The 16,690-nt window shown below is 69.6% G+C and carries 14 protein-coding genes; 10 read left to right on the top strand and 4 right to left on the bottom strand.

What is annotated here, in order from left to right; genetic code table 11:
• Positions 1 to 80 precede the first annotated feature (80 nt).
• The gene (locus DCO49_RS01405; RefSeq protein WP_116862479.1) at positions 81 to 1,604 is read right to left on the bottom strand and encodes a thioredoxin family protein; all 1,524 of its coding nucleotides are present in this window, start codon (positions 1,602 to 1,604) and stop codon (positions 81 to 83) included.
• A 133-nt stretch (positions 1,605 to 1,737) separates the two neighbouring features.
• Positions 1,738 to 2,703: a LysR family transcriptional regulator gene (locus DCO49_RS01400; protein WP_243402619.1), complete on the bottom strand. Its 966-nt coding sequence runs from the start codon at positions 2,701 to 2,703 to the stop codon at positions 1,738 to 1,740.
• Between the two features lie 37 nt (positions 2,704 to 2,740).
• Here DCO49_RS01400 and DCO49_RS01395 point away from each other — a divergent pair, with 37 nt between their 5' ends.
• The gene (locus DCO49_RS01395; protein ID WP_116862455.1) at positions 2,741 to 3,502 is read left to right on the top strand and encodes an SDR family oxidoreductase; all 762 of its coding nucleotides are present in this window, start codon (positions 2,741 to 2,743) and stop codon (positions 3,500 to 3,502) included.
• A 13-nt stretch (positions 3,503 to 3,515) separates the two neighbouring features.
• On the opposite strand, the gene DCO49_RS01390 is transcribed toward DCO49_RS01395, so the two are convergent.
• Complete coding sequence (locus DCO49_RS01390; RefSeq protein ID WP_116862454.1) at positions 3,516 to 3,965, bottom strand: GNAT family N-acetyltransferase; 450 nt, start codon at positions 3,963 to 3,965, stop codon at positions 3,516 to 3,518.
• 56 nt (positions 3,966 to 4,021) lie between these two features.
• On the opposite strand from DCO49_RS01390, the gene DCO49_RS01385 reads away from it, so the two are divergent.
• The 9 genes from DCO49_RS01385 (at position 4,022) to DCO49_RS01345 (ending at position 15,059) form a co-directional block, all read left to right on the top strand.
• Positions 4,022 to 4,957: a TIGR03571 family LLM class oxidoreductase gene (locus tag DCO49_RS01385; protein ID WP_116862453.1), complete on the top strand. Its 936-nt coding sequence runs from the start codon at positions 4,022 to 4,024 to the stop codon at positions 4,955 to 4,957.
• A gap of 114 nt (positions 4,958 to 5,071) precedes the next feature.
• Positions 5,072 to 5,383 (top strand): DUF3817 domain-containing protein, encoded by a 312-nt coding sequence (locus DCO49_RS01380; RefSeq protein ID WP_116862452.1) that lies wholly within the window; start codon positions 5,072 to 5,074, stop codon positions 5,381 to 5,383.
• A gap of 121 nt (positions 5,384 to 5,504) precedes the next feature.
• Entirely contained in the window at positions 5,505 to 6,701 is a 1,197-nt protein-coding gene (locus DCO49_RS01375; protein ID WP_116862451.1) for an MFS transporter, read from the top strand.
• Positions 6,698 to 7,891, top strand: coding sequence for an isochorismate synthase (locus DCO49_RS01370; RefSeq protein ID WP_116862450.1), 1,194 nt, complete (start codon positions 6,698 to 6,700; stop codon positions 7,889 to 7,891). The genes DCO49_RS01375 and DCO49_RS01370 overlap by 4 nt, the downstream gene beginning before the upstream one ends.
• On the top strand, positions 7,888 to 9,537 hold the full coding sequence (locus tag DCO49_RS01365) for an AMP-binding protein (protein WP_116862449.1): 1,650 nt from the start codon (positions 7,888 to 7,890) through the stop codon (positions 9,535 to 9,537). Before DCO49_RS01370 ends, DCO49_RS01365 begins: the two co-directional genes overlap by 4 nt.
• Positions 9,537 to 10,169: an isochorismatase family protein gene (locus tag DCO49_RS01360; RefSeq protein WP_116862448.1), complete on the top strand. Its 633-nt coding sequence runs from the start codon at positions 9,537 to 9,539 to the stop codon at positions 10,167 to 10,169. The genes DCO49_RS01365 and DCO49_RS01360 overlap by 1 nt, the downstream gene beginning before the upstream one ends.
• A complete protein-coding gene (locus DCO49_RS01355) occupies positions 10,169 to 10,426 on the top strand; it encodes a phosphopantetheine-binding protein (RefSeq protein ID WP_116862447.1) in 258 nt (85 codons plus the stop codon). Before DCO49_RS01360 ends, DCO49_RS01355 begins: the two co-directional genes overlap by 1 nt.
• Positions 10,423 to 14,310, top strand: a complete 3,888-nt coding sequence (locus DCO49_RS01350; protein WP_116862446.1) for a non-ribosomal peptide synthetase — start codon at positions 10,423 to 10,425, stop codon at positions 14,308 to 14,310. The genes DCO49_RS01355 and DCO49_RS01350 overlap by 4 nt, the downstream gene beginning before the upstream one ends.
• Entirely contained in the window at positions 14,301 to 15,059 is a 759-nt protein-coding gene (locus DCO49_RS01345; protein ID WP_116862445.1) for a 2,3-dihydro-2,3-dihydroxybenzoate dehydrogenase, read from the top strand. Before DCO49_RS01350 ends, DCO49_RS01345 begins: the two co-directional genes overlap by 10 nt.
• A 157-nt stretch (positions 15,060 to 15,216) precedes the next feature.
• Here DCO49_RS01345 and DCO49_RS01340 read toward each other — a convergent pair whose 3' ends face one another.
• On the bottom strand, positions 15,217 to 16,668 hold the full coding sequence (locus DCO49_RS01340; protein ID WP_116862444.1) for an esterase-like activity of phytase family protein: 1,452 nt from the start codon (positions 16,666 to 16,668) through the stop codon (positions 15,217 to 15,219).
• Positions 16,669 to 16,690 lie beyond the last annotated feature (22 nt).

Raw genomic sequence — 16,690 nt, 5'->3', positions numbered from 1 at the left:
TGCCCCCCGCCACCATCTCCTCACGTATAAACAAAAGCGCCACGGCAGCGAAACAACCCGCCAGCGCTTTCAAATCAAACTCAGCTCAACCAACCGCGGCACGCGCTGTCGATCTGCTCGCCACACGCCTGCTGCATCCGCTGCTGCAGCCGCGCCAGCGTCTCCGCGCCCTGGTGCTTGCCACCCCAGGCCTTCAACTGCACCGCCAGCCGTTCGAAACGCTGCTTCGTGCGCTGGTGGTAGCCCGACGGCTGCGCCTGCAGCTCGGCAATCAAGGCATCGGTGGCCTGCTCGATGCGCGGGGCATCGTCCGGGGCCAGCCGCAGCAGGCCCTCCACGTACAGCACGCCCCACTGCACGCGCGTGGCCGGGCCCTGTGCGCCATCGTAGGCACGCTTCAGCCACGCCAGCGCACCAGCCGTATCGCCGCGCTTCTCGGCCAGTTCGGCCAGCTCGGGCATGTAGTAGTACGGCTGCTCGCTGCGCTTCAGCTCGGCCAGCAGCAGTGCCTCGGCACCGGCGTCATCGCCCACCTCGCGCAGGGCGTAGACCGCGCTGCTGATGGTCGCCTGGCGCGCGTGCGCATCCGTGGCCGCGGCGTCGGCGGCGGTCACCCGCTGCTTCACCCGCTGCACCAGCGCCGCAGGCAGTGCACCTTCGGGCTGCTGCTGGCGGGCCAGCGAGACTTCGATCAGTGCGCGCGACAACGCATCATCGGCGCGGTTGCCACGTTCGGCGTCGGCGCGGTCCAGGGCCATCAGCAGCTGCTGGCCCAGCGTATTGCTGCTGGCCGGGCCCGCACTGGCCTGCTTCACCAGGTTGGCGCCGGCATAGCCCAGCAGCTCGCGGTTGCGGCGGACTTCGGTGGGTTGTGCCAGCACCGCCTGCAGCAGATCGCGTACTTCGGTTGGCGGCGTGGTCGGCTTCTCCGCGGTGGCCAGGGCCAGCAGGGCGAAGCGGCGCTGCAGAGCGGCGTCGGGCGCGGCCTTGGCCAGCTGGCGCAGTACCTCGTCGGCCTTGCGCTGGCCGGCCAGACGGTTCGCGTCCACTTCCCAGCCGTAGTCGCCCAGCACCTGCCAGTCTTCCGCGCCCAGTTTGGCCGGGGTCGACAGGGCGGTGGCCAGGGTCTGGGCCACGGCGCTGCGTCGGCTGGCGGCCACGGTCAGCGTGCGGGTGAGTTCGGCGGCGTCGTTGCCGCCGGCCACGCGGGTGATTTCGTTGCGCTGCGGGTCGAGCACGATCAGGGTCGGGTAGCCGCGCACGCCGAAGCGCTCGCCCCAGGCCTGCGCGCCTTCCTCGTCGCCATCCAGGTATACCGGCACGAACTTGCCCGTCAGCGCGATGAAGGCGGGATCCTTGAACAGGCCGGCCTTCAGCTGGTTGCACGGCGGGCACCACACCGCACCCCAGTACAACAGCACCGGCTTGCCGGTTTCGGCGGCTTCGTTGAAGGCATCGTCGACATCACCCTGGCGCCAGGCAATGGTCGCTGCCGGCGCAGCTTCGGCGGCCTTCGCGCTCGCCACCGGCGCCTGCGCGGGAGAACAGGCGCTCAGCGCGGTAGCCAGCAGCAACAGGGGAAGGGCAGCGCGCATCGGCAGCATCTCGAAGGAACGGGGGTGAAGGGCCATTGTAGGAAGCCCGCCCGCCTGTGCTGATGCAGTTTGCTTATGACCGGCTTGCGGCCCGCTATATGCCGGGGACTACGGCGCCGCAGCTGCCGGCCAGCGGCTGGCACTACCGCATCTCAGCCGCGAGCAGGCCCGCCAGCCAGGTCATGAACGCCTCGACCCGCCGCGGCAGGTGGCGGCGCTGCGCATAGACCAGGTTCACTGGCATCGGCTCGGCCAGGCAGTGCGGCAGCACTTCCACCAGGCGGCCGTCGCGCAGCGCTTCGCGCGCGCCCATCTCCGGCACCTGGATGATGCCGAGCCCGGCCAGCGCGGCGGCGCTGTAGCCATCGGCACTGTTGACCGTCAGCGCGCCACGCATCGGCCAGGTCTGGTAGCGCTGGCCATCGAAGTACTCGAAGCCGGGCGAACGCTGGCCGAGGGTGCCCACGTAGTGCACCAGCCGATGCTGGTCGAGGTCGGCCAGTTCGCGCGGCGTGCCGTGCGCGGCCAGGTAGGCCGGGCTGGCCACGTTGAGGATGCGCATCTGCCCCAGCGGGCGTGCGATCAGGCTGCTGTCATCCAGGGTGCCGACCCGCAGCACGCAGTCGAAGCCTTCGCGTACCACGTCCACGCGGCGGTCGGTGGCGCTCAGTTCAACCTCGATGCCCGGGTGCAGGGCGAGGAAGGCGGGCAGCTGCGGGATGACCAGGTTGCGGGCCATGCCGCCGGGCATGTCCACCCGCAGCCGGCCGCTGAGCTCGCTGGTCTCGTGGCGGAACAGGTTCTGCAGTTCGTCCATGTCGTCCAGCAGATCGTGCGCGCGTTGCTGCAGCTGCGCGCCGTCGGCGGTCAGGTGCACCCGGCGCGTGGTCCGGTGCAGCAGCTGGGTGCCCAACTCGGCCTCCAGCCGGGCGATGGCCTGCGAGACGCTGGCCTTGGGCAGACCCAGACTGTCGGCGGCGCGGGTGAACGAGCCCAGTTCGGTGACGCGCAGGAAGACGCGCAGGGTGTCGAGGCGGTCCATGGATTGTTCGTCTGGCTTGAACAGTAAAATCAGGATCGCGCGATTTATGCGCGCCGGCAATCCCAATAGTCTGGCCACACTTCCTCCCAGACAGGTGCCCGCCATGACTACTTCCTCCCGTGTCGTCCTCATCACCGGTGGCAGCCGCGGCCTCGGCCGCAACGCCGCGCTGGCCCTGGCCGGCGACGGTGCCGATATCGTGATCACCTACCGCTCGCAGGCCGACGCCGCCGCCGAGGTCGTGCAGCAGGTGCAGGCGCTGGGCCGCCGTGCGCTGGCACTGCCGCTGGACGTGGCCGACAGCTCGGCGTTCCCGGCCTTCGCCACCCAGCTGCGCGACGCCCTGCAGCAGTGGGGTGTCAGTGGCCTGCAGGGCCTGCTCAACAACGCCGATGAAGGACTGTACGCACCCATCGCCGAGACCACCGAGGCGCAGTTCGACCACGCGGTGGCCGTGCACCTGAAGGGGCCGTACTTCCTGACCCAGGCACTGCTCCCGCTGATCGCCGATGGCGGCCGCATCCTCAACGTGTCCAGCGGCCTGGCCCGCTTCTCGCTGCCGGGCAGCTCGGCCTACGCGATGATGAAGGGCGGCATCGAGGTGTTCACCCGTTACCTCGCCAAGGAGCTGGGTGCGCGCGGAATCACCGCCAACACGCTGGCACCGGGTGCGATCGAGACCGATTTCGGTGGCGGCCGCGTGCGCGATGATGCGCAGATGAATGCCATGGTCTCCTCGATCACCGCACTGGGTCGCCCGGGGCTGCCCGACGATATCGGTCCGGTGGTGGTGGCACTGCTGTCGCCGTCCACCGGCTGGGTCAATGCCCAGCGCGTGGAAGCCTCCGGCGGCATGTTCGTCTGACGCCGGACGCTGGTTACGGGGCGGCGAGGCTCAATGGCTGGTAGACCAGTCCGTTGTACTCGCCCACCTCCCCGTCGATGACGAAGCCGTAGCGCTGGTAGGTCGGCACCGCATTCAACGAGGCGCGTACGCTCATCGCCGGCACGCGCAGTTGCGGCAGGACCGCCTGGACCAGGGCATGGCCGATGCCCTGCCCCTGGCAGGCGGGATCGACGAACAGCATCGCCAGATGCCGGCCTTCCTTCAGCTCGATCACACCGACGATGTTGCCGTCCTGCTCGGCGACCAGGATGTGGTTGTCACCCTGCAGGCGCTCGGCGAAGGCATCGGCTGCGGCCACCTGGGTGAACGTTGCCACGCCCTGTGCGCTGAGCGACGGCGCCACGGCTTCGCTGAAAGCAGCCATGCAGATCGCGCTGATCGCGGCCAGGTCGTCGGGGCGGGCGGGGCGGATGGGATGCATGCAGTGTTCCTTCCATGATGACGATGCGGGTGCATCACACACGATAAGCTCGGCGCATGAACCACTTCAATGCGGCCCATGCGCGGGTGTTCCCGCAACACGGCCTGAGCCTGGGGCTGATGACGCCGGTCGCTGCACACGGCCTTGCCGACGTTGCCGAAGCGCAACGCGTCGCGCGTCTGGCAGATGATCTTGGTTTTGCTGCGCTGTGGACCCGCGATGTGCCGCTGATGGTGCCGCAGGGGCCGGATGCGACAACCAGCGCGCTGGACGATCCTTTCCTCTGGCTTGCGCTGCTGGCCGGTGCCACCACGCGTATTGCAGTGGGCACCGCCGCCATCGTGCTGCCGCTGCGCCATCCGCTGCACGTGGCGAAATCCGCGTTGAGCCTGGACCGGATCAGTGGCGGTCGCTTCGTGCTGGGCCTCGGCTCGGGCGATCGTCCGGAAGAATTCGCAGCGTTCGCTGAAGACCTGGAGGGCAGAGCGGCCACGTTCCGCGAGCGCTGGTCGCTGCTGCGTGCGGCGTTGTCGCCGGACGAGACCGGACGGGCGCGCCTGCGCGATGCCACCGGTGGGTTCGACGTGCTGCCGGCAGCGCAGGCGCGCGTTCCGATGCTGGTGGTCGGCACGGCGCGGCAGAGCCTGCAGTGGATCGCCCGCGAAGCGGAAGGCTGGGCCACCTACCACCGCGAAGAGGCGGCCCAGGAGGGGCGCATCGGGCTGTGGCAGCAGGCGCAGGGCGCCGGTGAGGCCAAGCCGTTCGTGCAGTCGATGCTGCTGGACCTGCAGGCCGATCCGCAGGCACCGGCGGAAGCGCTGCCACTGGGCCTGAAGGTGGGCCGCGAAGGGCTGCAGGCCTATCTGCAGCGCGTGCACGGGCAGGGCGTGGCGCATGTGATGTTCAACCTGGTCGACAACGGGCGGCCGGTGGATGAGGTGTTGCTGGAAATTGCTTCGGTAGGTGTCCACCTTGGTGGACAGGGCTCTTGATGTGGCATCCGCCGACAGCAGTCGAGCACGGCTCGACTCTACAGGGCGAGTGCATCTGCGTATCATTCGCGTTTGACCCTGTTGCCGGAGCCGCGCGTGACCCGACGTAATCCCATGCATACGACCGGGCGGCTGTTCGCCGTGGTCGCCTCCATCGAAGCGCTGACCTGGGCTGGCCTGCTGATCGGCATGTGGCTCAAGTACGGCCCTTACGCCAATGTTGCCCTGGTCAAAGTGTTCGGCCCCCTGCATGGCGTGGCCTTCATGGTCTATGTTGCGGTCACCCTGTTCGCCGCCATCCGCCTGCGCTGGCCGTGGTGGGCCAGTGCGCTGGCGCTGCTGGCGGCCATCCCGCCGCTGGTGACCCTGCCGCTGGAGTGGTGGTTCCGCCGTCGTGGCCTGCTGGAGCTGCGCAGCCCTCGTTGAGACGCTGCGTTACCCGGGCGTTCAAGCGAATGGGTATCAAATGCAAATACGAGCCGTTATCATTTAAGGATGCCTTCACCCCTGCCGGGGTCGGCGCCTTCTTTGAATCGACTGGTGTTCCATGCATGCACGTCCCGTCGTCGCCGGTCTGCCGGCCCTGGTCCTTGCCGCCCTGATCGGCACGATGGCGATGATGTCGTTCGTGGCGGTGATCGGGCCGGTGGTGCGCCTGCTCGGCCTGTCCGAATGGCACGCCGGCCTCTCGGTCACTGCCGCCGGCGTGCTGTGGATGCTGGCCGCGCGGCCCTGGGGCCGGCTGAGTGACCGTATCGGCCGCAAGCGCGTGCTGCTGCTGGCCATGGCCGCCTACACCGTCATCTACGTCGGCCTGGCGGTGTTCATCGATGTTGCCCTGCAGGTGGTGCCGCCGGTGCTGGTGTCGGTGCTGGTGCTGGTGGGCGCACGCGGCTTGATCGGCCTGTTCTATGCGGCCGTGCCGCCCACCGCCGCCGCCCTCATCGCCGACCAGGCCCCCACCGGCCAGCGTGCGCAGTTCATGGCGCGGCTGGGCAGCGCCAATGCGCTGGGCATGGTGCTGGGCCCGGCCGCTGCGGGCTGGCTGGCGTATCGCAATCTTTCCCTGGCGCTGTACGTGGCGGCGCTGCTGCCGCTGCTGTCGCTGGCATTGATCGCCTGGCGCCTGCCGGCTACGCCGCCGGTGGCCGCTGCACAGGCGCGTACCCGCGCACCGATATCGCGGTTGGATGCCCGCCTGCGCCTGCCGCAGCTGGCGGCCTTCGTCGGCATGGTCTCGGTGACCATCGCCCAGGTCACCGTGGGATTCTTCGCCATTGATCGCTTCGCGCTGGATGCCGCCGCCGGCGCACGCATGGCCGGCATCGCCCTCACAGCGGTAGGCGTCGGCCTGATCCTGGCGCAGGTGCTGGTGATGAAGCTGGAGGTGCATCCGCGCCGCTGGATCACGCTCGGTGCGTTGATCGCCGGGCTCGGCTTCGCCTCGGTCGCCGCCGTGCAGCAGCCCTGGCAGTTGCCGGCGGCGTATGCGTTTGCGGCGTTCGGCATGGGCTTCGTCTTCCCCTCGTTCCAGGCGCTGGCCGCCGATGCGGTGCAGCCCCACGAGCAGGGCGCGGCCGCCGGCACCGTTGCAGCCGCGCAGGGGCTGGGCATGGTCGCCGGCCCGATGCTGGGCACGCTGTTGTACCGCGCGGGCGCCAGCCTGCCGTATCTGCTGGTGGGCGTGCTGCTGTTGCTGTTGTGCGGCCTGGCCATGGCCCACCGCGCAAAGGAGACCGCATGAACGATTCGCTGATGCAGGGGGCGTGGCCGGAGGCTGCGCCGCCGCCTGCCCACCACGCCGACGAAGCCGCACTGTTCCTGCTGCAGCACGCTGACAAGCAGCTGCATGCACGCGGTTGCCGCGCCAGCCTGCCGACCGGTGCGCTGGCCAGCCTGGCCGAGCGGGTGGATGCCTTCTTCGCGCAGCAGCGCGGCGGCCCGGGCCTGCTGGTGGGGGCGGTGCCGTTCGAGCCGCGTGCGGACGATGCGCTGTATCAGCCCGAGCGCGTGCTGCCCGGGCTGCGACCGCAGCATGTCGCCGCGCCGGCCCTGCGCGGCGTGCTGCAGCCGCAGCCTACGGCGGAGAAGTATGCGGCGGCCGTGGCCACCGCCGTACAGGCGATGCGTGCGCCCGATGCCAGCCTGCACAAGGTGGTGCTGGCGCGCAGCCTGTTGGCCCACACCGATCTTCCCGTGGCCCCGGACAGGCTGCTGGCACGCCTCGGCGCCGATCCCTCGGTGGCGACCTACGCCGTGCCGCTGCCGGTCGAGCCGGGCCAGGCGCCAGCTTGGCTGGTCGGCGCAACGCCGGAACTGCTGCTGCACAAGCGCGGCGCGCAGGTGCTGTCGCATCCGTTGGCCGGCTCCGCCCGTCGCAGCAGTGATCCTGCTGAAGACCAGCGCGTTGCGCAGGCGCTGCTGGCCTCGCGCAAGGACCATGACGAACACCGCCACGTGGTCGAGGCCATCGTCGATGGCCTGGCGCCGTGGTGCAGCCGCGTCGAAGCGCAGGCACAGCCGGTGCTGCACGCCACGGCCAGCATGTGGCACCTCGGCACGCGCATCCATGCCACCCTGAAGGATCCCTCGACGCCGGCCGCCACGCTGCTGGCCGAACTGCACCCGACGCCGGCGGTCTGCGGGACGCCACGCCAGGCCGCACTGCAGCGTATCCGCGAGCTGGAACCGGTGCCGCGCGGCTTCTACGCCGGTGCGGTCGGCTGGCTGGACGCGCAGGGTGATGGCGATTGGTACGTGGCGATCCGCTGCGCACGCCTGCAGGGCACGCAGCTGCGGCTGTTCGCCGGTGCCGGCATCGTCGCCGACTCGCAGCCGGAGGCCGAAGCGGCCGAGACCGGCGCGAAATTCACTGCCTTGTTGAGCGCTCTGGGTGTGCATGACCCGGCGCCCCTGATCGAGCCCATGCCATGAACAACGCTGTCTCCCCGCGGCTGCCGCTGCAGCAGGTCTGGCCCGAGGATCGGGTCGCGCGCTATCGCGTCGCCGGCCATTGGCGCGGCGAGACCTTCCCGGCCTTCCTGCGTGAGCGCGCAGAGCAGTTCGCCGATGAGACCGCGGTGGTGGCCGGCGACGTGCGCCTGAGCTATGCGCAGCTGTGGCACGAGGCCGGCCGCATCGGTGCGGGTCTGCTGGGCCTGGGCCTGCAGCCGGGTGACCGCGTGCTGGTGCAGCTGGGCAACACCGCCGGCTTCATCACCACCGTATGCGGGCTGTTCCGTGCCGGCCTGGTGCCGGTGTACGTGCTGCCGGCGCATCGTCTTACCGAGCTGGTGCACTTCGCGCGCAAGGCCGAAGCCAGTGCCTACATCACCACCGACGTGCATGAGACCTTCGACCACCGCGGACTGGCGCGTGCGTTGCAGGGGGAGGTGCCGGGCATTGCGCATGTGGTCATCGATGGTGAGGCGGACGGGTTCATTGCCCTGGATGCGCTGCAGGGTAACCGCAGCGCATTGCCGCCCGATCCGGACCCGCAGTCGGTGGCCTTCCTGCAGATTTCCGGTGGCAGCACCGGGCTGTCCAAGCTGATCCCGCGCACCCACGACGACTACATCTATTCGTTCCGCGCCAGCAACGCGATCTGCGGCATCGACCGCGACAGCGTCTATCTGGTCGCGCTGCCGGCGGCGCACAATTTCCCGATGAGTTCGCCGGGCTTCTTTGGCGCGCTGTATGCCGGCGCCCGCGTGGTGCTCAGCCCCGGCCCCGGCCCGGACGCCGCGTTCCCGCTGATCGCCCGCGAGCGGGTGACCTGCTGTGGCCTGGTGCCGCCGCTGGCGCTGCTGTGGGCGCAGGCCGCAGCGTCCAGCAAACACGATCTGTCCAGCCTGCAGGTGCTGCAGGTGGGCGGTGCCAAGTTGGTGCCGGAGGCCGCGCGGCGGGTGATCGATGGCCTGCGCTGCACCCTGCAGCAGGTGTTCGGCATGGCCGAAGGCCTGGTCAACTACACGCGGCTGGATGACCCCGAAGACCTGGTCGTGGCCTGCCAGGGGCGACCGATCAGCCCGGATGACGAGGTGCGCGTGGTCGATGACCACGACCAGCCCGTGGCCGAAGGCGAGGTGGGGCATCTGCTGACCCGTGGCCCGTACACCATCGGCGCGTACCACAACGATGAGCTGGCCAACGCGCGCGCCTTCACCGACGATGGCTTCTATCGCACCGGTGACCGCGTGCAGCAGCTGCCGGGCGGCTACCTGGTGGTGCAGGGCCGGGCGGGCGACCACATCAACCGTGCCGGCGAGAAGATCTCCGCCGAGGAGATCGAAGACCATCTGCTGGCCCATCCCGCCGTGTTCGACGCGGCGGTGGTGTCCATTCCCGATGACTACCTGGGCGAGCGCAGCTGCGCCTTCGTCATCCAGCAGGGCGAACCGATCAAGGGTCCCGCGCTGAAGGCATGGATGCGCGGCCGCGGCCTGGCCGAGTTCAAGGTGCCCGACCAGGTGGTGTTCGTGGACAGTTTCGATACCACGGCGGTCGGCAAGATCAGCCGCCGTGAACTGCGCGCGCAGCTGCGTGCGCGTCATCTGCAACAAACAGGAGGAACGCGCTGATGGCGCTGCCCCGCATTACCCCATACCCCTTGCCGACTGCCGCCGAACTGCCGGCCCCACGAGGCCCGTGGCGCCCGCAGCGTGATCGCATCGCCTTGCTGGTGCATGACATGCAGCGCTATTTCCTGGCGGCGTTCGACGCCGGTGCCGAGCCGCTGCAGCCGGCGGTGGCCAACATCGCGCGCCTGCTGGCGCATTGCCGTGCACACGGCATTCCGGTGTTCTACACCGCCCAGCATGGCGACCAGGACCGGCGCGACCGCGGCCTGCAGGCCGATCTGTGGGGGCCGGGCATGCGCCGCGGCGAGGAGCACGAACCGATCATCGATGCACTTGCCCCGCAGGCGGGAGAGCAGGTGCTGGTCAAGCACCGCTACAGCGCCTTCCAGCGCAGCAACCTGGAAACCCTGATGCGCGTGCGCGGCCGCGACCAGCTGCTGGTCACCGGCGTGTATGCGCATATCGGCTGCACGGCCACCGTGGTGGAGGCCTTCCAGCGTGACATCGAAGCCTTCATCGCCGCCGATGCGGTGGCCGACTTCTCGCGCGCCGACCATGACCAGGCCCTGCACTGGATCGCCCGCACCAGTGGCGTACCGATGACCACCGCGCAGCTGCTGGAGGTGCTCTGATGGCCACGACCAACGACGTGCTCGACCTTGAGCGAATGCGCGCCGACGTGGCGCGCGTGCTGGACTGCGAGCCGGCCGATATCGGCGACGACGACAACCTGATGGACCTCGACCTGGATTCGATGCGCATGCTCGGCCTGGTCCTGGCCTGGGGCAACACCGGGCTGCCGCTGGAGTTCTCGCAGTTGGCCGAGCACAGCACGCTGCGCCAGTGGTGGGCGGTGGTGCAGAAGCTGCAGGCGGCGCAGCAGGCGTGAACGCCGCGGGGCTGGCGGCGCCGGTAGCGCTGACCGAGGCGCAGTCGGGCCTGTGGTTTGCCCAGCGCCTGGCACCGGACAATCCTTCATTCAATACGGCCCATGCCGTGTGGATCGAGGGGGCGCTGGACGTCGACGCGTTCGTGGCCGCAGCCAACCAGGCGGCGGCCGAAGCGCAGGCATTCGCGCTGCGTTTTGCCGAAGGCGAGGACGGCCAGCCGCTGCAGTGGCACGACGCCGCCCATGTGCCGTTGTTGTCACTGCGCGATGTGTCTTCCGAGGCTGACCCGGCTGCGGTGGCGCGTGCCGCGATGCAGGCCGACCGCCTGGCGGCGGTGGATCCCAGCCGTGACCGCATCAGCCAGCAGGTGCTGTTCGATCTGGGTGGGCAGCGCTGGGTCTGGTACCTGCGCGTGCACCACCTGGCTACCGACGGCTATGGCATGGCGTTGTTCAGTGACCGCGTGTGTGCGCTGTATGCGGGACGCGATGGCGAGCCATTGCCGCCGCTGGCCGGCGTGCTGGCCGATGATGCCGGCTATCGCGCAGATTCCCGTCGGGGCTTGGCGGGTCAGTGGTGGCACGAACAACTGCAGGGCGCGCCCGCGGGTGCGGGGCTGGCCGGGACGGTAGCGGCCAGCGACGATGCGCTGCGTTTCGTGCAGCCGCTCGACGCAACTTTCCGCGAGCTGATGCTGCAGACCTCGGTGCGGTGGCTGCAACCGTGGCCGGACGTGCTGGCCGCGCTGTCGGCCGAGTACCTGCGACGTATGAGCGCGGCCGAGGAAGTGGTGCTGGGCGCGCCCTACATGGGGCGCCTGGGCAATGCCTCGGCGCGGGTGCCGGCCATGGTGATGAACGTGCTGCCGCTGCGGGTCGCGGCGGGCGAGGGCAGCGTCGAAGACGTTGTGCGTGGCATTGGCCGACAATTGAGCCAGGGGCGCAAGCAGGGGCGCTACCGGGGCGAACAGCTGCGTCGTGACCTCGGCCTGGTCGGTGCGCAGCAGCGCCTGCACGGCCCGCTGGTGAACGTGCAGCCGTTCTACAGGCCGCTGGCGCTGCCCGGCGTCGAGGCCACGCTGGACGTGCTGTGCACTGGCCCGGTGGATGATCTGACCCTGGGCTTCCGTGGCGACGGCCAGACCCTGCTGGACCTGGAGATCGAGGCCAATCCCGCGTTGTACAGCCGCGACGACGTGCAGGCGCATGCCACGCGGTTGCTGCATTTCGTGGCGGCCGCGCTGCAGGCGTCCGATATGGCCGACGTCCCGCTGGCCACGCCCGAGGAGGCGCAGCGCACGGTGCACGGCTTCAACGCCACCGCCCATGCGCTGCCCGAAACTACCCTGGTGGAGCTGCTGCAGCAGGGCATGGATCGTGATCCGCAGGCGACGGCGTTGGTGTTCGGCGACGTCTCGTTGGACCACGGGACGCTGGAAGCGCGCAGTTTCGCGCTGGCGGCCCAGCTGCGCGCGCTGGGCGTCGGCCCGGGCAGGGTGGTCGCGGTGGCGTTGCCGCGCTCGCTGGAGCTGGTGGTCGCGCTGGTGGCCGTACTGCGTGCCGGCGCCGCTTACCTGCCGCTGGATCCTGCCCATCCCGATGAACGCCTGGCGCGCATCCTCGCCTCGGCACGACCGACCTGCGTGCTGGCCGAGGCCAACGTACAGGTACGGCTGGGCGAGGTGCCGGTGCTGGCGCCCACGCAGTGGACCGCAGTGAGTCTCGCGGCGCCGTGGGTCCCGCCATCGCCGGACGATGCGGCCTATGTCATCTACACCTCCGGCTCGACCGGTGAGCCCAAGGGCGTGGTCATCGAGCACCGCGCCATCGTCAATCGCCTGCTGTGGATGCGCGAGCACTACGGCTTCACCGCCGATGACCGCGTGCTGCAGAAGACCCCGGCCACGTTCGACGTGTCGGTCTGGGAGTTCTTCCTGCCGCTGCTGTGTGGCGCGACCCTGGTTCTGGCCGGGCCGGAGGCGCATCGTGACCCGACCGAGCTGGCGCGGTTGATCCGCTGCCACGAGATCACGACCGCGCATTTCGTGCCGTCCATGCTCGACGCCTTCCTCGCCGCGCCGGCATCGCAGGGCCTGCAGCTGCGCCGGGTGTTTGCCAGTGGCGAGGCGCTGGACGCCGCGCTGCGTGATCGCTTCCACGGCCGGGTCCAGGCGGAACTGCACAACCTGTACGGCCCGACCGAGGCCGCGGTAGACGTGAGCTGGTGGCCAGCCTCGGCCGAGGATCGCGCGCGACCGGTGCCGATCGGCTTCCCCGTGTGGAATACCCGCCTGTATGTGCTGGATGCGCGCATGCAGCCGCTGCCGGTCGGCGTGCCGGGTGACCTGTACCTGGGCGGCGTGCAGCTGGCGCGTGGCTACCTGGGTCGCGATGACCTGACCGCCGAGCGCTTCCTGGCCGATCCCTTCCTGCCCGGGGAGCGCATCTACCGTACCGGCGATGTCGCACGTTGGCGTGCCGATGGCGCGGTGGAATACCTGGGCCGCAGCGACCACCAGGTCAAGCTGCGTGGCCTGCGCATCGAGCTGGGCGAGATCGAGGCCGCGCTGCGCGAATTGCCGGGCATGGACCGGGTGGAAGTGCTGCTGCGCCACGACGCGCCGGGCGATGCGCGGCTGGTGGCGTACGTGCCCTCGTCGTGCGCGGATGCCGCGGTACTGCGCAGCCATCTGGCCACGCGCGTACCGGATTACATGCTGCCCTCGGCGTTCGTCGGCGTGGACCACTGGCCGGTAACGGCCAACGGCAAGCTGGACCGCACGGCGCTGCCGAAGCCGCCGCAGCAGGATGTCGCCGGGCTTGCGCCGCGTACGCCGCTGGAGCAGGAATTGGCAGAGCTGTTCGCACGCGCGCTGGGCCGCGAGTTGCCGGTGGCTGTGGACGCGGACTTCTTCAGCCTCGGGGGCGATTCGCTGTCGGCCGTGCACCTGCTGCTGGCCATCGAACAACGCTGGCGCTGCGATCTTGGTCTGGGCGCACTGTTTGCGCAGCCGACCGTCGCCGCACTGGCCGCACGCATTGCCGAGCCCCAGGCGCTGGCCGACCACGCGCTGGGTCCGGTGATTGCACTGGCCACGGCGGAGAATGCCGCGCCGCCGCTGTTCGTGGTGCATCCGGCCGGCGGCATTGCCTGGAACTACCGGACGCTGGCACATGCGCTGCAGCCGGCGCGCACGGTCCACGGCCTGCAGTCGTCGGCGCTGGATCCGCAGCAGGCCATGCCGTCCAGCATCGAGGTGATGGCCAACGACTACGTGCGCCGCATCGCCACGCTGCAACCGCAGGGGCCGGTGCATCTGCTGGGCTGGTCGGTAGGCGGCATCCTGGCCCAGGCCATGGCGGTGCGCCTGCACGAGATCGGCCGCGAGGTGGGTGAGCTGGTGCTGCTGGATGCTTATCCCAGCGAATGCTGGCGGGCCGAGCCGGAGCCCGATGCCATCGCGGCGCTGCGCGCGCTGCTGGCCATTGCCGGCCACGATCCCGATGCCCGCCCGGAACTGGACAGCCGCGAGCGTATCCTCGCGTTTCTGCGGCGTGGCGGCAGCGCGCTGGGCAGCCTGCCGGACGTGGTGCTGGACGGGGTGGTGCGTGCCGTCACCGGGACCAATCGATTGATCCGTGAGCACCACCATCGCCCGTACGACGGCACGCTGGTGCATGTGCGCGCGGGCCGTGACCACCAGGCGCGGCCACAGCTGCAATCGGCGCTGTGGATGGCGCATGCGCGCAAGGTGCAGGCGCTGGAACTGCCGTTCCTGCACGCCGAGCTGACCGGCCGCGATGCGGTGGCGCAGCTGGCGCCGTGGTTGTCGACACGGCTGCGGAAGTGGGATGATCAACAGGAGATCGCAGCATGCAGCTGACCGGGTTTGAAGGACGTGTGGCGCTGGTGACCGGGGCTGCCGGTGGCATTGGCGCAGCGCTGGTGCGGCTGCTTGCCGATGCGGGATGCACGGTGGTGGCGACGGATCGTGAGAGGCCTGGGGTAGACGATGCACGCGTCCATGCACGGGCGCTGGACGTGACCGACAGCGCGGCGGTGGATGCCGTGGTGGCGGATGTCGAGGCGACGGTTGGACCGATTACGCTGGCCGCCAGCGTGGCCGGCGTGCTGCACGTGGGTGACGTGGCCGGCACCGGCGATGAGGATTGGCGACGCGTGTTCGCGGTCAATGCCGATGGCGTGTTCCATGTCGGCCGCGCGCTGGCGCGGGTGATGTCACCGCGGCGCCAGGGGGCGATCGTCACTGTCAGTTCGAATGCGGCTGGCGTGCCGCGCCATGGCATGGCCGCCTACGCGGCATCGAAAGCCGCAGCCACCATGTTCACCCGTTGCCTGGGGCTGGAGCTGGCGCCACTGGGCATCCGCTGCAACATCGTCGCCCCCGGTTCCACCCTGACCCCGATGCAGACCGGCATGTGGGAGGACGCGCAGGGCGCCGAGCGGGTGATTACAGGCAACCTTGACACCTACAAGGCCGGCATCCCGCTGCGCAAGCTGGCCACCCCGGAGGACATCGCCCGCTCGGTGATGTTCCTGCTCTCCGAACAGGCCGGCCACGTAGCGATGAGCGACCTGTATGTCGACGGCGGCGCGACCCTCCGCGGCTGAGCTGCTGCGGATCCGATGCCTCGAACGGTCGCGATGTTGTAGAGCCGAGCATGGGCTCGGCCGCTTTTGCGTGCCACTGTCGCAGCCGAGCATGGGCTCGGCTCTACAGTAGATATCCGGATTGATCCGGTAGCGCCGGGCCATGCCCGGCGATGTCTTACGGCAGGGTCAGGCGGTACACCAGCACACGGTTGTCGTTGTCGTAGGCGCTGTCGCAGGATTCGCCCTGCATGCGGCAGTGGCGGGCGATGAAGTCATTGTCGTTGCCGATCAGCAGCAGCACGTCCTTCGGGTGCTGCGGATCGAGCGCGGGCAGAACGTCCATCGCTTCCCACTTCTCCGACAGCAACCCAGCATGCGGGCCGCGCGCGGTCTCCAGGTCAAGGCCCACGCGGGCCAGCTGGGGGCGATCCAGCAGGTTCAGCAGTTCATCGCTGCGTGCCGGGGTGATACCTTCCTTCAACACCGTGCTGGCAGGGTCGGCCAGCACCGACGCCGTGCCGGTCTCATACGCGGTGCCGGCCAGATTGCTCGCCTCGGCCACATCCACCAGCAGCACGGACTTGTAGATGATCGGGTCATCGCCGTCCTTGCCGAGACCGTTGCCATCGCGGGCCAGCAGCAGGAAGCGATTGGCATCCAGGGCGCGCAGTTCGCTCTGCGCGGCGGTGCGGTCCAGCTTGCCCTTGCCGTCGTGCGCGTAGGCGGGCAGGGCCATTACGTAATGGCCCATCGGCTGCTGCGGCGTCGGCGAGGTCGTCACGTCATAGACCAGCACACGGGTATTGACCCGCCCCGCGGCGTTGCCCTTGGCACTGTCCTGCAGGGTGGCGCTCTGCAGGGCCACGAACAGGCGGCTGCCGTCCGGCGACAGGCCCATGCCTTCCAAGCCCTGGTTGTTGCGGCGGCCGCTCTGCGGCGGTGCCAGCGAACCAAATGCAGGCTTGCCATCAGTGCGAGGCTGGATCGCCACGGGAGGGACGATCACGCCCTGCAGCTGCCCCTGGGCATCGAAGTAGTAGACATTGGCGGTGTACTCATCGCCCACGTAGAAATGGCCATCGGCGGTGAACTGCAACGATTCGGCGTCCAGCGAGACCTTGCCCGCGCCCACGCCGTCGGCCGGGGAGGGCAGCACCAACTCGCGCTGGGCGACGGTGTGCTCACCCGGGTCTGCACCGGTGAAGGCTTGCCCATTGAAGTCCTTCAGCACCACGCCCTTGTCCGGCACGAGGGTGACCGTGCCTGGCGTGCCGGCAGGCAGGTCGATGCGCAGGCGCATGCGCTCGACGCGGCCGGCATAGTCATAGAACAGCCCGGCCTCGGGATCATTGCGGCCGCGGTCGGGCAGGGTCCACAGCACGCCCTCGTAGCCGCTGGCGGTGCGCTTCCAGGTGCCCGGCTGCACCGCCAGCGAGGAGAACGAGCCCAGCGTATCGCCGAGGAAGTCCACCGTGCCCGCCGGCAGCCGCCCGGCTGCGACCAGCCCCTTGTCCACGTAGGTACGGCCGCCCAGCTGCAGCGTGCGCGGCGGCGCGCCGCTGGCTTCATGCGGGGCAGCATATCCACTGGCGGAGAGGGCGACCAGCAACAGGGCGGTAGCAAACATCGGTGGACTCCTCGGGATCGGT

The organism is Stenotrophomonas sp. SPM, from assembly GCF_003105135.1.
Taxonomy (GTDB): domain Bacteria; phylum Pseudomonadota; class Gammaproteobacteria; order Xanthomonadales; family Xanthomonadaceae; genus Stenotrophomonas.
Note: the sequence above shows the minus strand (reverse complement) of the source record. Positions and strands in the feature narration are given on the sequence as shown.